This is a genomic window from Streptomyces sp. CLV115 (assembly GCF_038448545.1).
Classification (GTDB): Bacteria; Actinomycetota; Actinomycetes; order Streptomycetales; family Streptomycetaceae; genus Streptomyces; species Streptomyces sanglieri.
This window is the reverse complement of record NZ_JBCEWQ010000076.1, coordinates 17,474-41,635: the sequence shown is the minus strand read 5'-3', so window position 1 is coordinate 41,635 and position 24,162 is coordinate 17,474. Positions and strand designations below refer to the sequence as shown.

Genomic DNA, 24,162 nt, shown 5'->3' with positions numbered 1-24,162 from the left:
GGGCGGGACCGAGAATCGGTCCCGCCCGGCGGCCGCGGAGTGTTCGTCTCAGCCGAACCAGGTCCTGACAGCGGCGAGCAGTTCGTCGTGACGCACGCCGTCGGTGCCGAGCCAGGCGACATGCCCGTCAGGACGCACCAGCATCACATCGGCCCCGAGCTCCTTGCAGGGATCGGCCACCACCACGTCCAGCCGGTCGGCCCACGCCGACAGGTCCAAAACGCCGCGGTCACCGGAGAGATCCAGTACGACCCCTCGACCGGAACGGAACAGTTCCGGGGTCGCCACGGCACCGGCCGACGTCACCAGAGTCGTATCGGGCAGGACGGCACCGAGCAGCTCGTGATCCGCCGAATCACCGGCGGACATGGGATAGCGCACCCGAGTGACGTACTGCGAAAGGAACTTGTTGACCACGTCGAACTCCAGCAGCTCCGCGAAGACCTCGCGCAGCGGAACGGCCCGGTCGAGCGGCGCCTGCAACGGGAGCTGGGCCAGGGCCCGCCGGCACGCACGTCTCCCCACGGGGTGCCGCTCGTCGTGGTACGAGTCGAGCAATCCGGAAGGGGCCCAGCCGTGCACGGTGCCGGCGAGCTTCCAGCCGAGGTTCACCGCATCGTGCACGGCGGTGTTCATCCCGTGCCCGGAGGACGGCGGATGCGGATGGGCGGCGTCACCGGCAAGGAACACCCGGCCCAGGCGATAGCTCCGGGCCAGCCGCGTAGGGCTTCCGTACCGCGTCATCCAGCGCACCTCGCGCAGATCCGGCGCCTGCCCGGTGACCCGCTCGATCGTGGAGCGGATCTCGTCGACGGTGAGCGGCTCCCCGTCGGACGGAGGCTCACGGTAGAACTCGACCGTCATCAACCGGACCTCGGTCGGATCGGCCGGATTGACCGGCAGCACACCGAACTGACCACTCGGATACGAGCCGGCCCTGAACAGCGCCTGCGCCTCGTCGTCCACGACGACATCGGCGATGACCCCGTAGTACGCAGGGGCGAGGGACTCGAACTCGAAGCCGGCCGCCTCGGCCACCAGACTCCGCGGACCGTCGCACCCGACGACGTACGAGGCACGCAGAGTGCCGGAACCCTCCGGCGAGACCACCGTGAGCGTCACGCCGTCCGCGTCCTGCTCGATGTCGATGACTTCCTGGCCGAGCCGCACCTCGACACCCAGCTCGACGGCGCGCTCCCGCAGCAGCTGCTCGCTTCGCCACTGCGGGACGATCAAGTCGTAGTCGGTCTCGGCCAGTTCGCCGTCGATGTCCCGGTAGACGAGACCGAAGTGACTGCGCCCCCAGGTGGGCGTGTCCGGTGTCCGGAAGCGTTCCTCCAGTCCTCTCTTGCGCAGGAAGTCCGCGATGTGTGCGTTGAGGAGCATGCCGCCGGAACGCTCCAGGAGCTCGGACCGACGTTCCAGTACGACCGTGGGAACCCCGGCCAGCCCCAGCTCGCACGCAAGCGTCAGACCGGCGGCGCCACTACCGACGATGACTATGGGATCAGACATGGCCTCAGCCTCCGCCATCGGGCTTAAGCGACCGCAAAGCGCCAGGGCCTATGGGGGATGGGGGATGGGGGAGCGAGGGAGGCGCCCGTACGTTCCGGGCCGGTGACCCCGGAGGCCGACTCGTCGTCGTTCCCCGTGCCGACGGCGCAGGGGGCCGTGCCCCTCGCACGCGCCGCTCCGTACCTCATCGCCCGACAATCACGCACCGTTCCGTTCGCCGACGGTGTCGCAGCGCGCCCGGGAAGTCCTGCCGAGCAGGCTCACGACCGCCCCGTCTCTGTCCGGGAAACGGTGGTGACCAGCAAGGACAGCGGAGGACTGTCCGGGACAGCGGACATCCCTTGCTGGACGGTCCCCCCGGCCAGCAGGGTCGGTGTTGCCGGCGCAGCAGTCACGTACAGCGACACATCAGACAGGAGTGCTCACATGCGCAAGAACGTACGGTCCGCACACATCGTCCCCCTCGCGCTCGCCGCGGTCTTCGTCGGTGGCCTGAGCGCCACCACGGCCGCCCCGGCCCAGGCGCGCACCGGGACCAACGCGTCCGCCCAGACATCCGCCCAGGCGTCCGCCCGGGTGACCGATGCCTACTACCTGCGCTTCAACAAGGGTTCGGTCACCAACTCCCGCCTCGAACTGGTCAAGCGCACGCCCGGCCGGGACAAGGTGATCAAGACCTACAAGGCGGGCTCCGGCCAGGTCAAGAACACCTGCGCGGTCGGCAAGGGCTGGCTGCCCAACGCCGGGGCGAGCAAGCCGTACGCCGTTCAGTGGCACCGCACGAACTTCGACGGCATCATCAACGGCTTCGTCATCAAGATCTCCGACCGCAAGTGCCACAACGGCACCAAGCGCACCGAACTGTTCATCCACAGCGAGATGAAGCCGAACGGCAAGCAGGGCACCACGTGTTTCCGGCGGCTCCGCGTCACCTGAAACGGTGGCCGGTGGCGGCGCGTTCCCGGCGAGGGCCGCCGGGGACATCAGCCGGTACGGACGGCGAACGGGCCGCCGTCGCCGAACGCGAGCCGGGCGAAGTTCTCGCCGATGCGGCGGTGTCCTGCCGGGTCGGGGTGGACCTCGTCGGGCAGCGGGAATTCGGCGTAGTCCTTCTCGCCGTACAGGTCACGGCCGTCGAGGTGGTACAGGTTCGGGTCGTCGGCCGCCCGCTGCTCGACGATCCGGGCGAGTTCGGCCCGGACGACGTTGAGCGTCAGGCGTCCGGCGGCGCGTTCGGCGGGATCGCCGGTCGCCCTGAACCGCAGGGTGCCGCCGTCGAAGTCGGGGGCGAGAGGGCCGGGGGTGTCCTCCTGGACCGGACACAGGACAGGGGACACGACCAGCAGGGGAGTGGTCGGATGCCCCTCGCGGATGGTGTCGAGGAAGCCGTGGACCGCGGGGCCGAAGGCGCGCAGACGCATCGCGTCGGAGTTGACGACATTGATGCCGGCCTTGACGCTGATCAGGTCCGCGGGCGCGTCCCGCATCGCCCGGGCGGTGAACGGATCCAGCAGCGCGCCGCCGCCGAACCCCATGTTGACCAGCTCCACCCCGCCCCGGGCGGCTGCCAGGGCCGGCCAGATGGCGGTCGGACGAGTGGCGTTCGAGCCGTGGCTGATGGAACTGCCGTGGTGCAGCCAGACCCGGCGCCCGTTGTCCGGCGCCTGTTCGACGGGGGCGTCGGTGCGCAGGGCGATCAGCTCGGTGATCTCCGTATGCGGGAGCCAGATCTCGATGTCCTTGTCACCGGCCGGAAGACCGGTGAACCGGGCGGTGCCGGCCGGTCCCTCCGTGAGCTCGAAGGACTGGGTGACCATGTCGGTGATCGTGCGTACGTTCCCGCCGGTCACCGTGGCCCGGGCGGCGAGACGGCCGTCGACCAGCAGGTCGTACACGCCGTCCGCCGGGGCCGGGAGACCTCGGTAGACCCGCTTGGTGGGCAGTGTGTCCAGTTCGATCGTGGTGGCCCGGGTGCGGAAGACCAGCCGTACGCCGGAGGGCTGGGCCTCGGCCACGGCCAGTTGGTCGTCGGGGATCTGCCGGCGTGCGCGGGCGGGCAGCCGGTGCGGCAGCAGACCGTGCGCGGTCGTTTCCACATCGAGGAAGCCGCGCAGGAGGTCCGTGGTGACAGGTGTGGTGATCGTGTTGTGTCCGGTGTTCATTGCCTCAGTGCCTCGGCCTGTCGATCAGGATTCTCGGAATGTTGTGGATGAGCCGGTGCGGGGTGCCTCGGACCGCCGCCGGCGCTGTGGCACCCCGGTGGTCAGGGGGTGGCCCGGTTCCGCAGCAGGGCGTCGAGGGAGTCCACGATCCAGAGCCAGGACTCCTGCGAGTCCGGCGAGCTGTGCTCGAAGCCTCCGGCCAGCTCCAGGCTGACGTAGCCGTGGAAGACGCTGCCCAGCATCCGGACCGCGTGCGTCTGGTCCGGCCCCGTCAGGTCGTAGCCGCGCAGGATCGCCCGCGTCATCTGCGCGTGCCGCACTCCGGCGCCGGCGGCCGCCGTCTCGGGGTCGAGCCGGAGCCGCGCGGCGGCGTACCGGCCGGGGTGCTCCCGGGCGTAATCGCGGTAGGCATCCGCGAAGGCGGCCAGGGCGTCCTTGCCGGCCCGCCCGGCCACGGCGTCGGCGACCCGGTCGGCGAGCTCCTCCAAGGCGAACAGGGCGATCCTGGTCTTGAGTTCCTGGGAGTTCTTCAGATGTGAGTACAGACTCGCGACCTTCACGTCGAACCGCCGGGCGAGCGCCGAAACGGTCACTTGGTCGAAGCCGACCTCGTCGGCCAGCTCCGCCCCCGCCAGCGTCAGACGCTCCGGGGTCAACCCCACTCTGGCCATAACGTTCCTCCTGATCGGCGATAGCCATTATGCATTTGCCTAAAAGGTATAGGCAAATGGGCCGGCCGGGTGGTCCCGAGGTGGGGGCCCATGCGCTGGGCAGCCGATTCCAGGAGCCTGAAGGATGGCGCACCTGCGGCTCACCGAGGAGCAGTTCGCGGAGCTGGGGGGCACGGTTGCAGGCACTGGCGGACGAGTACCGGGAGCTGTCCGATCCGTCGCTGTCGGACACCTCACTCGTCTTCGCGCTGTTCCACCCGGCATCGCGCGAGCGGGCCGAGGGGGACGCCGAGTGACCTCGGACGTCCGGAAGCTGCCGACCGGGTTCGGAGCGGGCACGGGCGCCACGACGGTGCTCGGACCCTCCCTCCGACAGGCGACCGTCCCCGCCCACCTGATGGGCCGGGTCGCCGCCACCTCCCGCATGCTCGCCATGTGCGCCGCCCCGTTCGGCGCCTTCCTCGGCGGGTCGGCCGGCCACCATCTACGACGTACGCACCCCGCTCTGCGCCGCCGCCGGTCTCCTCCTCACCATGACCGCCGTCATGTCGACCATGACCAGCAAGCGCCGGGTCGGGCGGCGCCGCGTGCCGCCGCCCCGGCCGATGAGCCGGATCACCCGAAATCCCTGAATCCCTGCCGGAAGTCGGGCGGAGACCGGCGCCGTACTTCTCGCGACCCACAGGGGCTCCTGCTTGTGGCAGAGGGAAGCGGGCCGGACGACATGGTCGTCGTGCTGCCCGCAGGCCATCCGCAGGCCGGGCGCGGCCCGGCGCGCATCCGGACGCCGAGCGCGAGTTCACCGGCCCGGTTCCCGATCCGGACTCCGGCGTAGGACACTCGGGTCAGCAGAACGAAGGAGAGATCTGTGACGGCTCAACCCGAGCACCCCGCAGGCCCCCGGGTCACCGCTGTCCCGCACACCATCAACGCGATCGGTGACGCATTGACCGGTGCCGAACGTGCCCGGTTCTACACCGAGGTCCTGGCCGCCGAAGAAGGCGAGGTACCGGGCGTGATGCGCCGCTGGTGGAAGACGGCGATGCTGCACCGTGCGCCCGCCGCGGTCCAGAGCCGGGCCAATGCCGCGGCCGGCCGCGCCCTCGTCTCCGTCGACGACCTGCTCGTGGACGAGCCGCGGTGAGCTGGACCGTCTGGACGGAGGAGATTCCGGCACAGACCGTGCTCGACATGCCCGTCGACCTCCGCAGGAAGACGGCGAACTTCCTGCGGGCCCTGGCCATCGAGGCCGGTGGTGCGATCAACCTCGGCAGGAAACCGCCCGGCGACGCGATGGACGACTTCGAGGTCCGGTACTCCCTGGAAGTCCCCGGCGAACCGGTCATCATCGAGTACATGATCATGCGGGAAGCCAAGGAGATACGCGTCTCGGTCCTGGTCTGGTTCCACTGACACGAGCCGCTCGGCCCATGGGCGGAACGGAGCGGCGGTCAGCCGGCTGCCGGGTCCGACCGCATGCGTGAGGCGGCGTCCGCCCAGCGGGTCCTGCCGAAACCGCCGTCGACGGCGTCCTCTTCGTACCGGCCTCGCTCGTCCAGCCAGGTCACGAGCCACTCGGCGAGACTGCCCGCGGCCACGAACCACGCCCTGGACAGGTCCTGGTCACCGATGGCATTGGGATCGAAGAGCAGAACTGTTCCGTCCTCGCTGTGACAGTCCACGCAGGCGAACCTTGCGCAGCCCCAGTCGAGAACAGGCACCACCCCTTTGGGCCACGACCACCATGTGTCGGCTCCTTCCGGCGGAATCCTGTCCTGGTAAGCCTGTACGGCCGACGTCTCCCAGTTCTCGTCCGGGCCGCCGCGGAGCGGAAGCACGGAGTCCGCGGGGCCGAAGCCGCCGTTCCCCGCCTTCCGGTAGAGCGCGGCAAGCAGGGGATGCAGGCGAAAGCCCAGATCCCGCTCGGCCCCGGCCAGTTCTGCGGCTGAAATCGGCGGCTGGAGGAGGTCACTTGCCGCAGATGCGGCCGCAACCCGACGGACCAGCGCCTCGAAGTCGTTGTTCACTGCCGAATCCTTTCCCATGCGCCCGACGGCCACGAGCCCGGGGCCTGATCAGCGGCTTTCGCGTATGCGCGGACGCGACGAGCGCGGCACCGACCACGATGCCCGGACCGGCTCGGGAACCGTTCGCCCGGATCCTGCGTGGCGTCTTGATGTCTTGATGTGTTGTCGGCTGGTGATGTGACCGAGGGGACCGGATGAAGGCGCGGACGATTGTGAGCGCGGCGGTGTCGGCCTGCGTGGTGCTGGTGGCGTGCGCGTGCGGTCCGGAGAAGGCGAAGGAGGACACGGACGCGAGGGCCTCGCAGCCGTCCGCGTCCACCGGGGCGAAGGAGCCGTCGGCCACGCCGTCCGCATCGGCGCGGACCGAGAAGCCGCCGGCCACCGAGACCGGCGACCGGCCCGCGCCCCGGACGACGCAGGGCGCGATCCAGCGGTACGAGCAGTACCTCCACGCCGTGGGCCGTGAGGACCTCGACACGGTCTGCGATGTGGCCGGGCCCGCCGCGAAGAAGGCGCAGGACGAAGGGCTCGGCCCGTGCACGTCGACGTACCCCGTCGTGTTCCAGATGATCTCGCCCGTGCAGAAGAAGGCCCTGCAAACCGCGACAATCGACCCGCAGCGCATCATCGTGAGCACACCCGACAAGATCGAGATGCCGACCGAAGCGGTCAGAGCCTCCGTCACCTTCTCCGAGACCGAACTCGGCAGCTGCACACTGGAGTACCTCGGGAACAACTGGTACATCACCGACTGAATCCCCGCGCCGTGCGCGGAGCCGCCCCCGATGGTGCGTGGGCCGGTCGGATCCTGCGCAGGGTGTGGTCCCGCGCCGGCGGCAGAGCATTGGAAAAGCGGCTCGACATGGCCGATCCCGAGATCGGCGTCAAACGCCCTCGGGAGCACTTCGCGACGTTCGGCCGCGGTTCTGGTAGCGAACGGAGCGGTGCTCAGGCAGGCTGAGCTGCATGGTTTCGGTAGTGCAGAACGTGGCGATCGACTGTTCGGATGCCTATGAGCTGGCTCGGTTCTGGAGCGAGGTGACCGGTTGCCCGCTGCACCCGGAGGACAGGCGGGGCAGCAGGGAGACCCAGGTGACCCTTCCGGAGGGTCCGCTGCTGTACTTCAACCAGGTGCCGGAGCCGAAGACGATCAAGAACCGGATCCACTTGTGCCTGCGCCCGACGACCTCGCGCGAGGAGGAGATCGAGCGGCTGCTGAATCTCGGAGCCACCTTGGTCGCGGATCGCAGGGAGTCCGACGGCGCGGGCTGGGCCGTCCTCGCCGATCCTGAAGGCAATGAATTCTGTGTCCTTCGCAGTGAGTCCGATCGCGCCGCGATGTCTCCCTGAGAGTCCGGGACGGCTCGGAAGCCGAGCCGTGCCCTGTGCGTGACAACTCGGTTGCGACGGGTGTGGTCACCTGGGCGAAGATGCCCGTATGAGCCGAGAGACAGAAGAGGTACGCGAAGCGATCGCAGGTGAGCTGCGTCTCATGGATCCCAGCGTGCGCATGTCACGCACGCTTGCCCGACAGCTGATGGACCCGGACTTCGTGGAGGTCGGTGCTTCGGGGCGGCGGTGGACGTACGACGAGATGCTTGCCGCGCTGCCCGAGCTGGACGGTGCGGCGGAAGGCGGTCCGCGCTACGTGCCCTCGAACTTCACCGGTGTCCTGCTGGCGCCCGGACTGGTGCACCTCACCTACGAGACCACGTCGGACGGAGAGCGGGCGCGGCGGAGCTCGCTCTGGCGCAAGCAGGGTCCGGCCGCAACGTGGCAGATGTACTACCACCAGGCCACACCCATCCCGCCCGACAGCATGTGACGGCGAATCTCGGGGCGGTGGTCGTCCGTTGGCACGGGCACGGGCACGGGCATGGGTACGGGCAGCACGGGCGCGGGCACGGGCACGGGCACGGGCACGGGAATGACGGAGCGTCTCATGCCCGATGGGCAGCGGGAGAACCTCCAGCAGACTGCTCCCACGCCCCCAGCGCGTCCGCACTCGCACCCCGTACCCGCACCCGCACCCGCACCCGCGGCCCGTACCCGCACCTGCGGCCCGTACCCGCACCGCACCCGTACTCGCACCCGCACCTGCGGCCATGGGGCCGGGTCCTGTCGCTATGCCGTGCGGCGGCATCCGGCGAGGAGGGTGGCGACCATGCGCTTGGCGTCGGCCTGTTCGTAGTCGGGGCCTGTGATGCACAGGTTTCCGATGGCCCGCATGAGCGTGTAGGCGGTGAGGCCGGGGCTGAGTTCGCCGTCGGTAGCGCAGGCGTCGAGCAGGGTCGCGCAGGCCGGAACCAGCGTGTCGAGCATGAGGCTGTGGAGGTTCTCCAGCCCTGCATCGGCCGACCCCAGCGCGGCGCCGAGGCCGTGCTTGGTCACCAGGAACTCCACGAACGCGTCCACCCATAGGGTCAGCGCGGTGAACGGGGAGGCCGAATCCTCCAGGAGCCGGGGCGCGAGTGCGGCGCAGGTGTCGATCTGGTGCCGGTAGACGGCGGTGACGAGGTCCGCCCGGGTCGGGAAGTGGCGATAGATCGTGCCGACGCCGACGCCGGCGCGTTCGGCGATGTCGCGGATGGGGGCTTGGACGCCCTGATCCACGAAGACCGCCGCTGCGGCCGCCAGCACACCGCCGCGGGTGCGTTGCGCCTGTGCTTGGCGCACTCCGACCGTCTCCGGCACGAGGGCCTCCTTTTTTCGCGGAACAATGTTCCGCTAAAGTGGCGGAACGGTGCTCCGCCAAAGTACGGCAGAGCGCTCCCGTGGAGAAAGGACAGGTCCCCCCATGTCTTCCAGCCACCTCGACCAGCGGATCGTCGCGGTCAAGCCCATCACCGTTCCCGCGCCCGGCCGCGGCATCGACCTACAGGTGAAGGTCACCGCCCCGCTCTCGGGCCAGAACCTGCCCCTCATCCTGTTCTCCCACGGCAACGCGTGGTCCCTGGACGGATACGAGCCACTCGTCGACCGATGGGCCGCAGCCGGGTTCGTCGTCGTGCAGCCCACCCACCTGGACTCCCGCCGCAACGGTCTCGGGTGGGACGACCCGCGCTTCGCCACCGTCTGGCGCGTCCGGATCGCCGACCTCCACGCGGTCCTCGACGGCCTCGACGACATCCTCCGCCAGGCCGGCGGCCTGGAGACCCGTGTCGACCGTGAGCGCATCGCGGTCGTCGGCCACTCCTGGGGCGCCCAGAGTGCCGGCGCGCTCCTCGGCGCACGCGTGCTCGACGCCGAGGGCATGCCCGGAGAGAACTTCGCCCACCCCGCGGTCGCGGCCGGCGCGCTGATCGCCGCGACCGGGACCGGCGACAGCCTCACCCCGTTCGCCGCCGAGCACCTCCCGTTCATGAGGCCGGACTACTCCACCATGACCACCCCGGCCCTGGTCGTCGCGGGCGGCAAGGACCGGTCCCAGCTCTCCACGCGCGGCCCGGAGTGGTTCACCGACGCCTACCACCTCGGCCCGTCCCCGAAGAGTCTGCTCACCATCGCCGAGGGCGAGCACACCCTGGGCGGCATCGCCGGCGAGATGGCAGCCGAGACCACCGACGAGGACCCCGCCCGCGTCGCCCTCGTCGCCGACGCGATATCCGCCTACCTCCTCGACGCCTTCAAGCTCAACAGCGCCGCGTGGCACGCCCTCAACAACGCCACCGAGGCCGGCGACAGCACGTGGAGCATCTCCGGCAAGTGACCGCGGCCGGCCCGCGCTGCCGACCGGGCCAGGGGCGGACGGCGCGGTCCCACCGGTTCACATCAACCGCGACTGACCGCGCCGACTCGCCCGTGACGCCCGGACCCACCGGCCAAGATCAACCGCAGGCCGGCTCGCTAGGGTCGGAGGCATGACGACACCCCTTGCCGGCAGTGCCTTCGACTCGCTCCGCCTCGACGCCGTAACCGACCAAGAGACGCTGCGCCGGACCTACGCACTTCCCAGCGACGCGGCCATGCGCAAGCAGATGACCGAACTCACCGACCAGACCCGGCGGTTGATCGGCTGCTCACCGCTGGTCCTGGTCGCCAGTGCGGACGCCGAGGGCAACTGCGACGTCTCGCCGCGCGGCGGCCCCGCCGGGTTCGTCGCCGTTCTGGACGAACGGACGGTGGCGATACCCGACGCGACCGGCAACAAGCGGCTGGACACCCTGCAGAACGTCATCGCCACCGGACGGGCCGGGCTGCTGTTCATCATCCCGGGGCGGACCACCACCCTGCGGGTGAACGGCCGGGCCGTCGTCTCCACCCGCCCGGAGCTGCTGTCACAGCTGACCGCCGTGGGAAAACCGCCGGCCAGCGCGCTGGTGCTGGGTATCGAGGAGGTCTACCCGCACTGCCCCAAATCGCTGCTGCGCAGCGGGGCCTGGAAGCCGGAGCAGTGGCTGCCGGCGGACGCCCAGCCGACCTCGGCCGAGGTGACGCTGGCCCAGCTGCGGATGCCGGAGCTGACGATCGCCGACATCGAGCAGGTGGAGGCGGACTCGCTGAAGTACCGGTACGAGTAACGGGCCGTCCGGCGAGCGCTGGACCACCGGCCCGCCGAACCCGCAGGCCGGCGCGTCGCCCCGGGATCAATCATGGGCCGGTCCGTAAGGCCTGGCACGGTTCAGCTCGCACCTCCCCTCCGTGCAGGACCGACGCAGCCGCCCCGCCGAGACGGTCTCCGCGAGGCCGATCACCCAGCACATCGGGCAGCCGCGCAGCGCGACCAGGCCGACCGGGGCGAGCAGAAGGCTCACCGGCCCGACGACCGGTAACAGGGCCAGGGATCCGGCCAGCGCGCCGAACCCGACGGCGCCACGGGCCAGATGGCGCGGAACGGTGTCGCCGGCGAAGCCACCGCGCGCCACCGCCTTGCGCGCGCCGACGGCGCCAGGTCCGGAACCGGGCAGGGAGCCGGGTGGGAAGTCGGGCGTGGAACCAGACCCGGACAGGGAGTCGGGCGTGGAACCAGACCTGGACAGGGAGTCGGGCGTGGAACCAGGTCCGGAACCGGGCGTGGCGGTGCGTGTCCTCGTGGTCGGGTCAGGTGTCATCGTGGGTACCTCCCGTCCCGGCCGGATCGTCCAGCAGCGTCTCGCGCACCGCCGAACGGGCCCGGTGCAGACGGGACTTCATCGCCGCGGTGCTCAGCCCGAGCCGGTCGGCGACGGTGCGTCCGGGCAGTCCCTGGACGTCCCGCATGACCAGTACCTGCCGCTGGTCCTCGGGCAGGGCGGCGACGGCAGCCGCGACGCGTTCGGCCTCCAGGCGCAGCAGGACGTCCTCCTCGGCGGATCGCGCGGCGCCACCGAACGTGCCGAATGTGCCGGACGTGCCGGCCCCGTCGAACCGGCCCGATGCTCCGAGCCCGCCGGGTTCGTCGGCCGGTCCGCGACGGAGCACGGCGCGGGTGCGCCGCAGGCACTCGTTGCGGACGATCCGGAACATCCACGATGCCAGCGCCCCGGAGGCGCGCAGCATGCCGATCTTGCGGTAGAGGATGATCAGCGCCTCCTGGGCGGCATCCTCGGCGTCCTGCGGTGAGGCGCACAGCGTGTGCGCGAACCGGTGCACGTGCGGGTAGGAGCCGTACACCAACGCGGTGAGCGCCTCGACGTCGCCGCGTTGCGCCGCGCCGACCAGGGTCGCGCCGGGCCAGGTGTGGTCAGCCACGCTGACGCCTCCGGCGGCGCAGCAGCGTGACAGTGCACGCGCACAGCAGCAGCGCGGTGGCCGCGGCGGCGATGACGAGGGCGGTCATGGGTTCCTCCCGGTGGGGTGCAGGGCGGACGCGGTCGTCCGCACGCATATGAGAGGCGCGGCGGGGGCGAAAGGATTCGCCCTTCCGTGAACCGGTGGTTCGGTCTTCCGCGAACCGGTGGTTCGGGGAGGAGAATCCGGTGCGGCTTGCGGCTTGCGGCTTGCGGCTTGCGGCTTGCGGTGAACGCAGGGAACGCCGGGGACGAGTTCGGGTTACGGGTTGCCGGCCGGCATCTGCGTGAAGCCGGACAGTAGGGCGATGACCCGGCTGAACCCGCCGGGGTGCGGCCATGCCGCGGTGCGGGCACGGTTGCCGCCGCTGCCACCGCGGACGGCCGGGAAATCCCCGAGGAACACGGGAGTCGCGTGGGGGGCTGCTGGGGGCCATCCCCGATGTCGGCGCGAGCGCCCACCGGGACGCTGGAGTCATGTCCCGCCTCAAGCGCGTCCTCATCACTCTCACGGTGATCGCTGTCGTCATCGGCCTCGCGCTCGGCGGCGGCGCCCTGTGGCTGTACTCCGACGCCAAGGTGTCCACCGTCGGCTCAACCGACTTCAGCAACGAGATGGCGGTGCCGCCGCCGGCGAAATCGACGGTGCAGAGTGATGGGACCCGGGTCTTCGATCTGACGATGCGGGCCGGGGAGAAGGAGTTCAGGACCGGGCAGAAGACGCCGACCTGGGGCTTCAACGGGGATTACCTGGGACCGACGCTGCGTGCCGAGCGCGGCGAGAAGGTCCGGGTGAGAATCAGGAACGCGCTGGGGGAGGAGTCCACCGTGCACTGGCACGGGATGCACCTGCCCGCGAAGATGGACGGTGGCCCGCACCAGATGGTCGCCCCCGGCGCTGCCTGGACCCCGCACTGGACCGTGAACCAGCCGGCCGCGACCCTCTGGTACCACCCGCATCCGCACGGCAGCACGGAGAAGCACGTGCAGCGGGGGCTGGCCGGGATGTTCCTCCTCGACGACGAGAAGTCCGACCGTCTCGCACTGCCCAAGAAGTACGGAGTCGACGATCTGCCGGTCATCGTCCAGGACGTGAAGTTCGACGGGGCGAAGTTTGACCACGGGCACAAAATACTGTCGGACACCGGGTTCCTCGGGAACCGGACGATGGTCAACGGCACCCTCGACCCGTACAAGGAGGTCGGCGACGAGCTCGTACGGCTGCGGCTGCTCAATGCCTCGACCGCGCGCATATACAACTTCGGATTCTCCGACGACCGGGAGTTCGCGCTCATCGGGACGGACGGCGGGCTGCTGGAGAAGGCGACCCGGATGAACCGGATCCGGATGTCGCCCGGTGAACGGGCCGAGATCGTGGTGCGGGTGAAGCCGGGCGAGAGGACCACTCTGCGCAGCTTCCCGAACGACTCCTACGGGGACTTCTGGTCGAAGCGCTTCGCGGGCGGCGACGACTCCTTCGACGTACTGCAGCTGCGGGCGGAGAAGACCCTGCGGACCTCACCCGAACTGCCCGCCAGGCTGGGCGAGCTGGAGGTTCCGGACGGGTCGGACTCGGTACGCGGACGGTTCTTCGGACTGCGCACCTCCGGCATCAACGGCAAGAAGATGCAGATGGGCCGGATCGACGAGACGGTCACCCGCGGTACCGCCGAGACCTGGACCGTGCGCAACGAGCACAGCACGCCGCACAACTTCCACATCCACGATGTGCAGTTCCGGGTGCTGGAGGTGAACGGCGAGGAGCCGCCGGCCGAGCTGCGCGGCGCGAAGGACACGGTCTTCGTCCCGGGGAACACGACGGTGAAGCTGGCGATGCGCTTCGACGGGCCGGCGGACCCGGACACTCCGTACATGTACCACTGCCATCTGCTGTACCACGAGGACCTGGGAATGATGGGGCAGTTCGTGGTCGTCGAGAAGGGCGAGAAGGCGGGCAAGGTGCGCGCACCGCACTCACACGCGGGGCACTGAGCGGTTGGCTCCCGAAGTCCTTCGGGGTTGGTCACGCTGCCGGGGCGGCGGAGGAGCAGCCGCGTGCGAACAGGGCCGACGGAGTTGTCAGTGCCGGATGACATCATCCGGACATGAGCGGCGATTCTTTCAACTGGCACGAGTTCCTGGGACGTTGGCAGGAGGAGTGGGTTCCGCGCGAGGACGAGGATGAGGACGGGTACGGGAGCGAGGACGGCGGTCAGACCGTCGCCCCTCTGGGCAGGCCCGGGGCGGACGAGGCGGCGATCGCTGCGGCCGAGGAGCGGCTGGGGCGGCGGCTGCCGCCCTCGTACCGGGAGTTCCTGTCCGTGAGCGACGGGTGGCACGTGGACCAGACGGCCGGGATCTACCAGCTCGGCGGCGCCGCGGACATCAACTGGTTCCAGGATCCGTACGACATGACCCCGATGTATGAGGAGAATCTGGGCGACAACCCGCGCGAGGAGGACGTCCTGCTGGCCGGCATGTGGCAGCGGGCGCTACAGCTGGAGACGGACTCCGACCTGTCGTACGCCCTGCTCGACCCGGGCGACAGCGACCAGGACGGCGAATGGGCGCTCTACGTCTACAAGGGCTGGGGCGGTGAGCTGCCGGACCGGTATCCGTCGTTCCGCGCGTACATGGAGGCCATGTACCGCGGCTTCCACTCCGTCCGGGTGGAGAGACCCGACTTCGAGAACGCGACCACGCGCGCCCAGGACGGCCATGTGGAAGCAGCCCGTCTGCTCGCCCTGCGCGGACGTCACGAGGAGGCCCTGCCCCTGCTGGAGGAAGCGCTGTCCTTCGGACGGCCACGGAGCGCCGTCCTGCTGAACCAGATCCGGCATCTGCTGGCTCCGCACAGCTCCTGGGGGTACGGCAATCTGGTCGCCGACCCGCGCTACCTGCCCGAGATCCTGCCCGTGGAGGCCATGGAACCGGCCCGTGGCGCATGGCGGCTGGGCGGTGACGACCACTGGCTCGGGATGATGGCCGCCCGTGGGGCCGCCCGGAAGACCGCGGAAACCGTACTGAGCACGATGCGGGACGGCACGCACTGCTACGCGCCTCCCGGCGCATGGGGCCGGGCCGTCGCCGGGGCCCGGGAGTCGGCCCGCTGGGGGGCGACCGACGCCGCATGGCGGGTGTTGCGGGACGCGCTCCCGCTGTGGGAGGCGCCAGGACCCTCGCTGATCGCCCCGATCGGCCTGCTCGCCGATCCCGTCCTGGGCCCGCTGATCACGCCGGAGCGAGGGCGGGAGATCCTCGCGACCCCGCGGGCCGGGGAGACGGGCTCCGCTCCCGGTCCGGTGCCCGATCTCGACCCGCCGGGGCTCGCCTGGCTGATGGAGCCCGCGGCGAACCGGTGGTTGCTCGACGGATACCGCTGCGTCTGGGTCGAGGGAGCCGACCCGTCCCGTCTGCCCGATCTGATCGGCGAGGAAGGCGCCGTACTCGGCGCGCCCACGGAACCGGGCAAGGCGTCCTGGCGGGCGCCCAGACCTCACGAGAGGGAGGGCGTGGAACTCTGGGAGGACCGGGCCGTGGTCGCCGTCGGCCGCACCGTGGAAGCGTGGGCCTTCGCCTTCGAGGGCCACTTCTGCCACCTGAACGAGCTGTTCCTGTCGCCCGCTCCGGCCGCCTCCGCGTCCGGCCGCGCGGTGGTGGTGTGGCGCGACCCGAGGCATACGTCGTCCCCGGGTGACCACCCGGCCGCGTTCCACCTGTCGGTGGCCGAACGGGGCGAGGAGAGCTACGCGTTCACCGTGCGGGGCACGGAGATCCAGCGCTCCGGCGCGATACCCGGGGCCCTGGACCCCGTACGGCTGTTCCGCCCGGAAGACACCGAGCCGGACCGCGAACGGCGTTTCCTGGAGGCCCTGCACGCAGAGCTCGGGCTCTCGCTCCCGCGCTTCGCGCTGAGCCGGGGCAGGCTCCACACCTTCACCACCACCTCCTGGACCCGGGCGCCGCGCCCGGGCGAGGGGTTCGCCCATGCCTACATCCGCTTCGCGGGGCGGTGACCGGTCGCGAGCGGCCGCCGCGGCGGACGGCGGATTCCGACGCTGCTCCAGCTTTCCGACGCCGTTGTTGCTGCTGCCGCCACCGCTGCCGCCGCCGCTTCTGCACCTGATGCCGCTGCCGTCGCCGCCGCCCTGGATCATGAGGTACAGTTGATCTTGAGAGTTCGCCGCAACACACGGCGGATGACCTCGCGTTGGTCGTCCAAGGAAAGACGCCCCGCTTCCTGCGGGGAAATGCAGGTGCAAGGCCTGCCCAGCGCTCACTCACGAGGCCCTTCCCCCCGCCGGGGGGAGGGCCTCGGATCGTTTCGGTCGGAGGTCGCTTCGAGGAGGGTCTCGGCGGTCGCGGTGCGGGCGTGGAGGACGGAACGGCCGACGCTGGGCGCTGACCAGACCCGCGTCGCGCAGCGCGGTCAGGCGCTGACGAACTGACGGCCCGGGCTCCCTCCACCACGAAACAGCGTGAACAGGACTCCACCTGCCGGTACATGGCGCGGCCCTCTGCCGGTACGCGGCGCGGCCCTGCCGTGCGGCCCGATCGACCGTTGTTGCCGCGCCCGGCAGCCGGTCCCGACGCGCCCTGAGCGGCACCGGCCGGAGCCTCCGTCCGGCATCCGGGCCCCATGGGGCGGCCGGGGGAGCGGTCACGGGGCCGCCGGCGGTGTGCTCGGCTTTCTTCCCGGCTTGCGGCGCCGGGTGGCCGCCGCGCGGATCTCGTCGGTGGCCGCACGGTAGGCGGGCGCGGCGTGGGCGAAGTAGTCGAAGAGGAGTTCGCGCTGCTCGGGTGTGTAGCGGTTGAGGACCTCGGCGATGCGCCGGCGGGCGGGGCCGACCACGTCGTCGATGTCGGGGAGGCTGTCGGCCGATGCCTCGACCACGACCCGGCGGCGGTCGGCCGGGTCGGCGGCGCGGTGTACATGGCCGGCGCGCTCCAGCCGGTCGATCAGGCGGGTGGTGGCACCCGTCGTGAGACCGGTGCGGGTCGCCAGTTCCCCCGAGGTCATGCCGCCCGCGAGCGTGATCTCGCTCAGCGCGTACCACTCGCCGGCCTGTAGCCCCGCGGCCTCGGCACCGGCCAAGGCGTGCAGCCCCACGGCGTGACTACCACCGAGGAGACGGCCGCGGTCAGAGCGGTGATCGCCTCGCTGATCGACGCGTGGCAACGCCATGACGCGCAGGCATACGGCGCCCGGTTCACCGCCGATGCCACGTACATCACCTTCGTCGGCACCTACTACCAAGGGCGCGCCGACATCGTGGAGAGCCACCGCACGCTGTTCGAGAAGCACCTGAAGGGGACCCGGCTCGCCGACGAGGTCCTGGACGTCCGCTTCCACGGGCCGGACACGGCCGTGGTCACGGGCCGCGGCGACACCTACAGGGGCAGCCGGCCGCAGCGGCTCACGAAGATCCAGACCTACACGCTGGTGCGCGAGGCGGACGGGGAATGGCGCATCGCCGCCTTCCACAACACCAGGCGCAAGCCGCTGCTGGAAGCGATCTCGTTCAGGACGGCCCCGGGCCTGGTCCCGGCCGCCCAGAAGTAACCCACCCTCCCTCACCACAATGATGCGGCCCCCGGCCGCGGAAAGCCCGAGTGATCACCCATGACGACCCGTCAATTACCTGCCGCCCCGATCGCGAGCGACCCGGCCCCCGAGAAGAGTTCCCGGCCACGCCGGCGCCGCGTCAAGCGCATGCTCGGATACTCCGCCCTGGCGCTGGCCGGGGTCGCCTGCGGCGGCTTTCTCTGGCTTGACGCAACGTCCGACGTGCACAGCACCGGCCAGGCCGAATGCACCCGCGTCACCCCTGTGGCCACGGCCGCCCAGACGAAGGGGCAGGCCGAGAAGGATCACGCGGCGATCTGCGGGGTGCTGGACTCCATGACCGATGCCTGGGATCGCAACGATGCCGACGCCTACGGCAAGAAGTTCACGGAGAACGCCACCTACACCACCTTCGTCGGCACCCACTACACGGGCCGCAAGGACATCACCGACGCCCACCGGGCCCTGTTCGACGGGTTCCTCGACGGCAGCAAGCTGGCCGACTCCTTCCTCGACGTCCGGTTCCTCTCCCCGGACACCGCCGTGGTCACCAGCCGCGGCGACACGTACACCGGCGACGAGCCGGACGAACTGTCCAAGATCCAGACCTACACGCTGGTCCGCGAAACGGACGGCGAATGGCGCATCGCTGCGTTCCACAACACCCAGCGCCAGTCGGTGATGGAGCGGGTCTCGTTCATCTTCTCCCTCGACACCAGGCCCGAGGCCGAGAAGTGACCGCGCCGCCGCGGCGCCGAGCCCTGGTCACCGGAGCCAGTGAGGGCATCGGGCGGGCCTTCGCCCGAAGGCTCGCCGCTGACGGGTACGCGGTGACCGCCGTCGCCCGCAACGAGGACCGGCTGCGTTCCCTCACGGCCGGACTCGGCCCCGTACACCGCGCCCTCGTCGCGGACCTGGCCACGCCCGAAGGCATCGAGCGCGTCGGCCGCGAAGTCGAGCAGGGTCGCTTCCACCTTCTGGTCAACAACGCCGGCACGGCGACCTCCGGTCCCTTCACGGATGTGCCCGTGGCGAGCGCGGCGGCCATGATGCGGCTGAACTGCGACGCCGTGGTCGCCCTCGCCCACGCCTTCCTCGCCGGGGCCCGGGCGGGCGACGTGCTGCTGAACGTGTCCTCCACACTGGCGTTCGCGCCCATGCCGAACCTGAGTGTCTACAGCGCCACCAAGGCCTTCGTGACCTCGTTCTCGGAATCGTTGTGGCACGAGCACAAGGACCGCGGCGTCTACGTCGTCAATCTGTGCCCCGGCATGACGTCCACCGCATCCCAGCCGCACACCGGCGAAGGGGTACCGGAGGCATTGGTGCAGACCCCGGAACAGGTCGTGGCAGCGGCACTGACAGCGCTGCGACAGCGCCGACGGCCGACCGTGATCTCGGGGAGGAAGAACACCCTCTTCGCCGCAGCGATGCGTGCCCTGCCGCGCAGGACCGTCCTCGGCGTACTCGGAAGCGACCACTGACACCGCGCAGCCACACGAACAAGGGGGCTCAGAACGGGTGCCCCCTCAAGGCGGGATCGCATGAGCGCACCGGTTTTCGGCGGCGCCGCCACTTTCAGCCCGCAGGTCCTGCCAGGGCCTTGAACGCCGGGCGCAGCAGGGCGGCGACGCGGTCGGCCGGGATGTCGCGAAGAGCGGCCAGGCCGAGGAACTGGTGGCCGATGGTGACACCCAGCAAGGCGGTGACGAACAGTGCGGCGCGCAGCTCGGCGTCCTCGGTCGCGGGCAGAGCGGCGCTGACGCTGTCGATCTGCCGGCCAAGGGTGGCGCGGACGTGATCGGCTGCTGCCGGGTCGGTGAGCATGGAGCGAATCATCGCCAGCGTGCCCTCGGGAAGGCCGCCGAGCTTGAGGCCGAGCGTGGCCAGCAGCTGATCGACGAGCAGGTCGGTGTCAGTGGTTTCCGGCAGTGCGGGAAACGCCTGCATGGCTTGGTTGAAAAGCTCGCGCTTCGAGCCGAAGTACTGCATGACCAGAGCGGGGTCGACGCTCGACGCAGTCGCCACGGCGCGGATGGTGGTGCGGTCGAATCCCTTCTCGGCGAACAGCTCCCGGGCGCCGTCGAGAATGCGCGCCTCGGTCGCTCGGCGGCGGTCGGCGCGGGACTGGCGAGGAGTGGACACCGATTCACTTTACAGCCGTTGACCGAACCGTCCGTCGACCCTACGGTGAGTGGCTCAACGAGTGTTGAGCGAATGGAGTCCCTGTGCCGCATGTGGATACACCTGGTCCTCGCACCCCTCGCGAGGTGCTGAACCGCTACTACCAGGCCATGCTCGACAAGTCCGCAGACGATCTCGCCGATCTCTATGCCGTGGACGCGGTGCATGAGTTCCCGTTCACCTCTACCGGGTTCCCTCCGCGTTACGAGGGACGCGAGGCGGTGCGCGCGGGATACGGGGCGGCCTGGGGTGCAAGTCCTGTCCGGGTCCAGGAGGTCAGGAAGATCGCGGTCTACGAGACCACCGATCCGGAAGTGATCATCGCCGAACACGTCGTGCTGGGAACGTTGCCGACCGGACACACCGACTTCACCGTCCCCGGTCTTCTGATTCTTCACGTTCGCAGCGGACTGATCACGCGGGCCCGCGACTACATGGACAGCTTGGGGGTCCCCAGCGCCGGAGGAGGAGAGCCGGGCTGACGTATGCGGGTCGCATACGGTCGGTCGGTCGATTGGTCGGCCGTGCCGTGCAGGAGTTGGCGCAGCATCGAGAAGTCGAGCAGTTGGCCGCGCATCGCGCCGAGCTCAAGGACGTGATCCTGAAGTTCCTGGGCGTCGCGTCCCGGGTGCAGAGGGCAGCGCTTGCCCGCTCGGACGGCGACAGTGGTCAGGACGGCGACGGGGGCCGGGGCGGCCGGCTCGACGAACTCGTGGAGGAGCTGTGGCTCGCGCAGGCAGAGATCGATCTGGCGTCCAGGACGGAGCCGCTGCGTGGCGCTGCCTACCGCTATGCGTTCCGGCTTGCCGAAACGGCCCGGGGCGGCGCTGCCGACGCGGCCACGCTGCGCGGGGTACAGGCCGAATTCATGGACGCTGCCTATGACGATCTGTGGCCGGGCCGGCACCGGGTGACCGCCTCCAGCGACTCGGGCAGGAATGCGTGAAGCGGTAGAGGTTGAGGTAGAGGCAGAGGTAGAGGTTGAGGCTGAGGTTGAGGTTGAGGTTGAGGTTGAGGTTCCTGGTCAACCGCGTCCGCTTCGAAGGCGACAACGACCGGTGGTTTTCCACCGGGCTGACGAGCGACGCTCGCACGCTCCTCGTCCGTGGGGCCCCGGAATGCCGGATCTTGAAACGCCGGACGGACAAGTGCCGAAGCCTGGATCGTCGAAGCCCGGATCGTCGTAGACCAGCTCCAAGCCTTGGCGCCCCCTGTCCACCCTGAGCCCCTCACTCCGTTCGAATGAATCGACGGGCAACAGAAGGAGTCGCCGTCGCACCTCCGGACCCGGCCCGTTACGCGCCCGAGGCGTCTGGACCGGCCCGTTCACCGGGCGGACGATCTCATGCCCGCCGGACGGACAAGCGGAGCTCCTGGTGTGCGTGGCGCAGAGTGATGGGCGTCATAAGCGGTGGATCACTGTTCTACTACGGTTGCTCTGCATGACCCACACCGAGATCGAGATCACCGCGGAGTTGGTCCGGGACCTGTTGCGCGACCAGCACCCCGACCTGGCCGATCAGCCCTTGAAGCTCGGCGCGCGTGGCTGGGACAACCAGCTGTGGCGACTCGGCGACGACCTCGCCGTACGGTTGCCCTGGGCGACACAGTCCGCGGACGAGCTGCTGCGCAAGGAACACGCCTGTCTGCCCGCCCTAGCCCCGCACCTTCCGTTGCCGGTCCCTGTCCCACAACGTCTCGGCGAGCCCTCCGAACGGTTCCCGCGGCCCTGGATCGTCACCACCTGGGTACCGGGCGAGCCGGCCGACCGCGCCCCCGCCACGCGTCCTGCTGAGGCTGCCGACACCCTGGCCGCCTTCCTGACGGCTCTTCATCGCCCGGCCCCCGACGGGGCGCCCGCCGGCCGGGGCCGCGGCGGACCGCTGGCCGACCACGCCGACGGATTCGCCGACGGGCTCGCCTCGGCCACGGAGCTGGGGCTGATCCCCGACCCGGACGCCGTCCGCGCGGTCTGGGAGGACGCCGCCGCCGCGCCCGACTGGGCGGGCCCGGCACTGTGGCTCCACGGTGACCTGCACCCGGCCAACGTTCTCACCGCGGACGGCACCTTCTGCGGCGTGATCGACTTCGGCGACCTCTGCGCGGGCGATCCGGCCTGCGACCTCGCCGCCCCTTGGGTACTGCTGCCGGACGGCGCCGCCGACCGCTTCTATGAGGCCTACCAGCCGGCCCCGGACGCCGCGACCTTGCGCCGCGCCCGCGGCTGGGCGGTGCTGCGCGCCCTCTCCTGCATCCTCATCGGAGACGCCGGCGTCCACGGCCGTCCCGGAGGCAAGCCCACCTGGGGCCCGCCCGCCCACGCCACGCTGCGACGCCTCGTCGCAACGGCCGGCCGCTGAATCACGCCCTTGACCCGGCGGCGGGAAACCCGCTGCCCGTCGCCGCACGTAAACCCGAGCGGATCAGGGCTTCAACATCATCCCGTTGCCCTTTTGGCGCGTATCTCGGTCACACCCCAGGACGCCGCGGGCCGAGCCCCGCGGTGCTCTGCTCCCGGCAGGCGGATCGGCCCTGCGGAACGTGCGAAGTGGCCGCAGGGCCGACCCGGAAGCACCGTCCTGTCAGGGCGCCCACGTCCGACCGTACGAGCAGCAGCAGTTCACCGCCCGGTGAGCTGCTGCACACGTGCTCACCCCGGCCTCGCTCACTGGGCTTGAGCAGCTTGAGCACCTGCTGCACGAGCCGCCAGTGTGGGCCGCACGCCCCGGGAGCTCGGTCCGTCTGAGCACGGGCGCTACGAATCGGCCGGGGTGCGGAACCCGCGGAACGTCACCGTCTTGCGGGTCTCGAAGCCCAGACGTTCGTAGAGCGCGATGGCGGCGGTGTTGCTGTCGGCCACGTGCAGGAAGGGGCGCTGGTGCCGGGCCACGATCCGCGCGGCGAGCGCGCCGACCAGACGGGCGGCATGGCCTCGCCCGCGGGCTTCGGGGGCGGTGCAGACCGCGCTGATCTCGGTCCATCCCGGGGGCCGGAGCCGTTCCCCCGCCATCGCCACCAGCGTGCCGTTGTCGCGGATGCCGAGGTAGGTGCCGAGTTCGGGGGTACGTGCCCAGAACGGCCCCGGTTGGGTTCGCCCGGCCAGATCGAGCATCTCGGGCACATCGACCGGGCCCAGTTCGACCACGTCGGTTCTGGACTCGGCCGGGGAAGGAACGGGCGAGCCGGCGCCCGGCCGGATCATCTGGCGCCCTTCGAGGACGAAGACGGGCTCCCAGTGCGACGGAGGGATCGACGGGCAGAGGAACATGTCCGCGAACCCACCCGGCCCCAGCAGCCGGGTGAGTTCGGCCCACTCCGCCGGCCCCGGTTCGGCGGGCACCGCGGAGAAGGTCGCGACTTCCGGAAGGTAGGTGACGGCCCGGCCGTGTCCACGGGCGAGGTGCGCGTGGTGGCCCCGGAGCGACGCGCCCACCGGGTCGTCGAGTACGACAGCGTTGCTGCCCTTCATGGTGCTGTGCCCTCCGTGTCGAGCGTGAGGCGGCACCCTGCCGTACGACGCGGCGCCTGGATGCCGCGGCCGGTGCGAGGAGGCCTCACTGATCAGTTGTCCGCGATCGGACTCTAGTGGGGCCCAGCCGCGCCCCTCCTGCCCGTACCCGGTCGTCGCACCCACTACCGGGTGCGGTACGAAGTCCGGTGTGAACGATCAGACTCAGCCCGCGACTGTTCGCGTGTTCATCGCGCTCGCCCCGCCCGACCACGCGAAAGAAGAACTCGCCCGGGAACTGCGGCCCGCCTATGGCACGCACCCTCGCATGCGATGGAACCGCATCGAGGACTGGCACATCACTCTGGCGTTCCTCGGGGAGCTCCCGGTCGAGACGGTTCCGCTGCTGCGCGCGCCTCTCGCCGGCCTCGCGGCGAACCACCGGCCGATCCGTCTGGCACTGCGCGGCAGCGGGAACTTCGACGACCGGGTGCTGTGGAGCGGAATCGACGGAGACCTCGATGGGCTGCGCATGCTCGCGGCCGATGTGCGTGCCGTCGTCAAGAACTGCGGTGTCGCCTTCGAGGACCGCCCCCTGCGCCCCCATCTGACGTTGGCCCGTGCCCGCCGAGGGGATCGATCCTCGGCAGGCGAAATCGCCGATGGGCTCGCCGGATTCGCCGGATGTCAGTGGCCCGCCGAACGTCTGCACCTGGTCGGGAGCAACGTCGGCCGCAGCCGGGGACCGATCCACTACCGCGACATCGAGGCCTGGCCCCTCGGCAACGGGAACCCCACCGGACCCGGAACGGACCGACAGCGGCCCGGAGACGTGTGACCGCCTCGACGTCTCGCGGGGTTCGTCCGTACCCGGGCCGCGG

Annotated in this window: 27 protein-coding genes and 2 pseudogenes; 19 read left to right on the top strand and 10 right to left on the bottom strand. The window is 70.4% G+C overall.

All coding sequences use genetic code 11. From position 1 onward, the window contains the following. Nucleotides 1–48 precede the first annotated feature (48 nt). On the bottom strand, nt 49–1,515 hold the full coding sequence (locus AADR41_RS24610) for an FAD-dependent monooxygenase (RefSeq protein WP_342283572.1): 1,467 nt from the start codon (nt 1,513–1,515) through the stop codon (nt 49–51). Between the two features lie 426 nt (nt 1,516–1,941). On the opposite strand from AADR41_RS24610, the gene AADR41_RS24605 reads away from it, so the two are divergent. Continuing rightward, nucleotides 1,942–2,451: a hypothetical protein gene (locus AADR41_RS24605; protein ID WP_342283571.1), complete on the top strand. Its 510-nt coding sequence runs from the start codon at nt 1,942–1,944 to the stop codon at nt 2,449–2,451. Between the two features lie 47 nt (nt 2,452–2,498). Here the strand turns inward: AADR41_RS24605 and AADR41_RS24600 are convergent, their stop codons facing one another. Further along, a complete protein-coding gene (locus AADR41_RS24600) occupies nt 2,499–3,677 on the bottom strand; it encodes a GDSL-type esterase/lipase family protein (protein ID WP_342283570.1) in 1,179 nt (392 codons plus the stop codon). A 101-nt stretch (nt 3,678–3,778) separates the two neighbouring features. Next, nucleotides 3,779–4,348: a TetR/AcrR family transcriptional regulator gene (locus tag AADR41_RS24595; RefSeq protein WP_342283569.1), complete on the bottom strand. Its 570-nt coding sequence runs from the start codon at nt 4,346–4,348 to the stop codon at nt 3,779–3,781. 121 nt (nt 4,349–4,469) lie between these two features. Here AADR41_RS24595 and AADR41_RS24590 point away from each other — a divergent pair. The 4 genes and pseudogenes from AADR41_RS24590 to AADR41_RS24575 form a co-directional block, all read left to right on the top strand. Further along, nucleotides 4,470–4,644, top strand: a pseudogene (locus AADR41_RS24590) (transcriptional regulator); the annotation flags it as partial. Nucleotides 4,645–4,676: 32 nt separating this feature from the next. Then, nucleotides 4,677–4,994: pseudogene (locus AADR41_RS24585) on the top strand (MFS transporter); the annotation flags it as partial. Between the two features lie 222 nt (nt 4,995–5,216). Continuing rightward, entirely contained in the window at nt 5,217–5,492 is a 276-nt protein-coding gene (locus tag AADR41_RS24580; protein ID WP_124723133.1) for a hypothetical protein, read from the top strand. Beyond that, on the top strand, nt 5,489–5,761 hold the full coding sequence (locus AADR41_RS24575; protein ID WP_124723134.1) for a hypothetical protein: 273 nt from the start codon (nt 5,489–5,491) through the stop codon (nt 5,759–5,761). The genes AADR41_RS24580 and AADR41_RS24575 overlap by 4 nt, the downstream gene beginning before the upstream one ends. A gap of 38 nt (nt 5,762–5,799) precedes the next feature. Here the strand turns inward: AADR41_RS24575 and AADR41_RS24570 are convergent, their stop codons facing one another. Then, on the bottom strand, nt 5,800–6,375 hold the full coding sequence (locus AADR41_RS24570; protein ID WP_342283568.1) for an SMI1/KNR4 family protein: 576 nt from the start codon (nt 6,373–6,375) through the stop codon (nt 5,800–5,802). Between the two features lie 194 nt (nt 6,376–6,569). Here AADR41_RS24570 and AADR41_RS24565 point away from each other — a divergent pair, with 194 nt between their 5' ends. The 3 genes from AADR41_RS24565 (at nt 6,570) to AADR41_RS24555 (ending at nt 8,200) form a co-directional block, all read left to right on the top strand. Then, the gene (locus tag AADR41_RS24565; protein WP_342283567.1) at nt 6,570–7,130 is read left to right on the top strand and encodes a hypothetical protein; all 561 of its coding nucleotides are present in this window, start codon (nt 6,570–6,572) and stop codon (nt 7,128–7,130) included. Nucleotides 7,131–7,341: 211 nt separating this feature from the next. Continuing rightward, on the top strand, nt 7,342–7,725 hold the full coding sequence (locus AADR41_RS24560; protein WP_342283566.1) for a VOC family protein: 384 nt from the start codon (nt 7,342–7,344) through the stop codon (nt 7,723–7,725). Between the two features lie 88 nt (nt 7,726–7,813). Continuing rightward, nucleotides 7,814–8,200, top strand: coding sequence for a nuclear transport factor 2 family protein (locus tag AADR41_RS24555; protein ID WP_342283565.1), 387 nt, complete (start codon nt 7,814–7,816; stop codon nt 8,198–8,200). Nucleotides 8,201–8,499: 299 nt separating this feature from the next. Here AADR41_RS24555 and AADR41_RS24550 read toward each other — a convergent pair whose 3' ends face one another. After that, nucleotides 8,500–9,069, bottom strand: a complete 570-nt coding sequence (locus AADR41_RS24550; RefSeq protein ID WP_342283564.1) for a TetR/AcrR family transcriptional regulator — start codon at nt 9,067–9,069, stop codon at nt 8,500–8,502. Between the two features lie 103 nt (nt 9,070–9,172). Between AADR41_RS24550 and AADR41_RS24545 the strand changes: the two genes are divergently transcribed. Together AADR41_RS24545 and AADR41_RS24540 are read left to right on the top strand one after the other, a co-directional pair. After that, entirely contained in the window at nt 9,173–10,084 is a 912-nt protein-coding gene (locus AADR41_RS24545; protein WP_342283563.1) for an alpha/beta hydrolase family protein, read from the top strand. A gap of 151 nt (nt 10,085–10,235) precedes the next feature. Then, nucleotides 10,236–10,895 (top strand): MSMEG_1061 family FMN-dependent PPOX-type flavoprotein, encoded by a 660-nt coding sequence (locus tag AADR41_RS24540; protein WP_342283562.1) that lies wholly within the window; start codon nt 10,236–10,238, stop codon nt 10,893–10,895. Between the two features lie 66 nt (nt 10,896–10,961). On the opposite strand, the gene AADR41_RS24535 is transcribed toward AADR41_RS24540, so the two are convergent. Together AADR41_RS24535 and AADR41_RS24530 are read right to left on the bottom strand one after the other, a co-directional pair. Continuing rightward, the gene (locus tag AADR41_RS24535) at nt 10,962–11,426 is read right to left on the bottom strand and encodes a hypothetical protein (RefSeq protein ID WP_342283561.1); all 465 of its coding nucleotides are present in this window, start codon (nt 11,424–11,426) and stop codon (nt 10,962–10,964) included. Beyond that, nucleotides 11,416–12,045: an RNA polymerase sigma factor gene (locus tag AADR41_RS24530; RefSeq protein WP_342283560.1), complete on the bottom strand. Its 630-nt coding sequence runs from the start codon at nt 12,043–12,045 to the stop codon at nt 11,416–11,418. The genes AADR41_RS24535 and AADR41_RS24530 overlap by 11 nt, the downstream gene beginning before the upstream one ends. Before the next feature lie 515 nt (nt 12,046–12,560). On the opposite strand from AADR41_RS24530, the gene AADR41_RS24525 reads away from it, so the two are divergent. Together AADR41_RS24525 and AADR41_RS24520 are read left to right on the top strand one after the other, a co-directional pair. Continuing rightward, nucleotides 12,561–14,075 carry a multicopper oxidase family protein gene (locus AADR41_RS24525; protein ID WP_342283559.1) on the top strand — a complete coding sequence of 505 codons (1,515 nt, stop codon included), beginning with the start codon at nt 12,561–12,563 and terminating at the stop codon, nt 14,073–14,075. A gap of 113 nt (nt 14,076–14,188) precedes the next feature. Continuing rightward, the gene (locus AADR41_RS24520) at nt 14,189–16,099 is read left to right on the top strand and encodes an SMI1/KNR4 family protein (protein WP_342283558.1); all 1,911 of its coding nucleotides are present in this window, start codon (nt 14,189–14,191) and stop codon (nt 16,097–16,099) included. Between the two features lie 644 nt (nt 16,100–16,743). Here the strand turns inward: AADR41_RS24520 and AADR41_RS24515 are convergent. Further along, the gene (locus AADR41_RS24515) at nt 16,744–17,193 is read right to left on the bottom strand and encodes a MarR family winged helix-turn-helix transcriptional regulator (protein WP_342283557.1); all 450 of its coding nucleotides are present in this window, start codon (nt 17,191–17,193) and stop codon (nt 16,744–16,746) included. 3 nt (nt 17,194–17,196) lie between these two features. On the opposite strand from AADR41_RS24515, the gene AADR41_RS24510 reads away from it, so the two are divergent. The 3 genes from AADR41_RS24510 to AADR41_RS24500 are packed head-to-tail and all read left to right on the top strand — an operon-like array spanning nt 17,197 to nt 19,133. Further along, on the top strand, nt 17,197–17,646 hold the full coding sequence (locus AADR41_RS24510; protein WP_342283556.1) for an SgcJ/EcaC family oxidoreductase: 450 nt from the start codon (nt 17,197–17,199) through the stop codon (nt 17,644–17,646). A gap of 60 nt (nt 17,647–17,706) precedes the next feature. Next, nucleotides 17,707–18,387 (top strand): SgcJ/EcaC family oxidoreductase, encoded by a 681-nt coding sequence (locus AADR41_RS24505; protein WP_342283555.1) that lies wholly within the window; start codon nt 17,707–17,709, stop codon nt 18,385–18,387. After that, a complete protein-coding gene (locus AADR41_RS24500) occupies nt 18,384–19,133 on the top strand; it encodes an SDR family NAD(P)-dependent oxidoreductase (RefSeq protein ID WP_342283554.1) in 750 nt (249 codons plus the stop codon). The genes AADR41_RS24505 and AADR41_RS24500 overlap by 4 nt, the downstream gene beginning before the upstream one ends. A gap of 94 nt (nt 19,134–19,227) precedes the next feature. On the opposite strand, the gene AADR41_RS24495 is transcribed toward AADR41_RS24500, so the two are convergent. Then, a complete protein-coding gene (locus AADR41_RS24495) occupies nt 19,228–19,794 on the bottom strand; it encodes a TetR/AcrR family transcriptional regulator (protein WP_342283553.1) in 567 nt (188 codons plus the stop codon). Nucleotides 19,795–19,919: 125 nt separating this feature from the next. Here AADR41_RS24495 and AADR41_RS24490 point away from each other — a divergent pair, with 125 nt between their 5' ends. From AADR41_RS24490 to AADR41_RS24480, 3 genes are all read left to right on the top strand, one after another. Further along, nucleotides 19,920–20,315: a nuclear transport factor 2 family protein gene (locus AADR41_RS24490; RefSeq protein WP_342283552.1), complete on the top strand. Its 396-nt coding sequence runs from the start codon at nt 19,920–19,922 to the stop codon at nt 20,313–20,315. A 47-nt stretch (nt 20,316–20,362) separates the two neighbouring features. Further along, the gene (locus AADR41_RS24485; RefSeq protein ID WP_342283551.1) at nt 20,363–20,779 is read left to right on the top strand and encodes a hypothetical protein; all 417 of its coding nucleotides are present in this window, start codon (nt 20,363–20,365) and stop codon (nt 20,777–20,779) included. 496 nt (nt 20,780–21,275) lie between these two features. Further along, complete coding sequence (locus AADR41_RS24480; RefSeq protein ID WP_342283550.1) at nt 21,276–22,193, top strand: aminoglycoside phosphotransferase family protein; 918 nt, start codon at nt 21,276–21,278, stop codon at nt 22,191–22,193. Between the two features lie 395 nt (nt 22,194–22,588). Here AADR41_RS24480 and AADR41_RS24475 read toward each other — a convergent pair whose 3' ends face one another. After that, nucleotides 22,589–23,302, bottom strand: coding sequence for a GNAT family N-acetyltransferase (locus AADR41_RS24475; protein ID WP_342283549.1), 714 nt, complete (start codon nt 23,300–23,302; stop codon nt 22,589–22,591). A gap of 190 nt (nt 23,303–23,492) precedes the next feature. Between AADR41_RS24475 and thpR the strand changes: the two genes are divergently transcribed. Further along, nucleotides 23,493–24,119 carry an RNA 2',3'-cyclic phosphodiesterase gene (thpR, locus tag AADR41_RS24470; protein WP_342283548.1) on the top strand — a complete coding sequence of 209 codons (627 nt, stop codon included), beginning with the start codon at nt 23,493–23,495 and terminating at the stop codon, nt 24,117–24,119. The last annotated feature ends 43 nt before the right edge of the window (nt 24,120–24,162 follow it).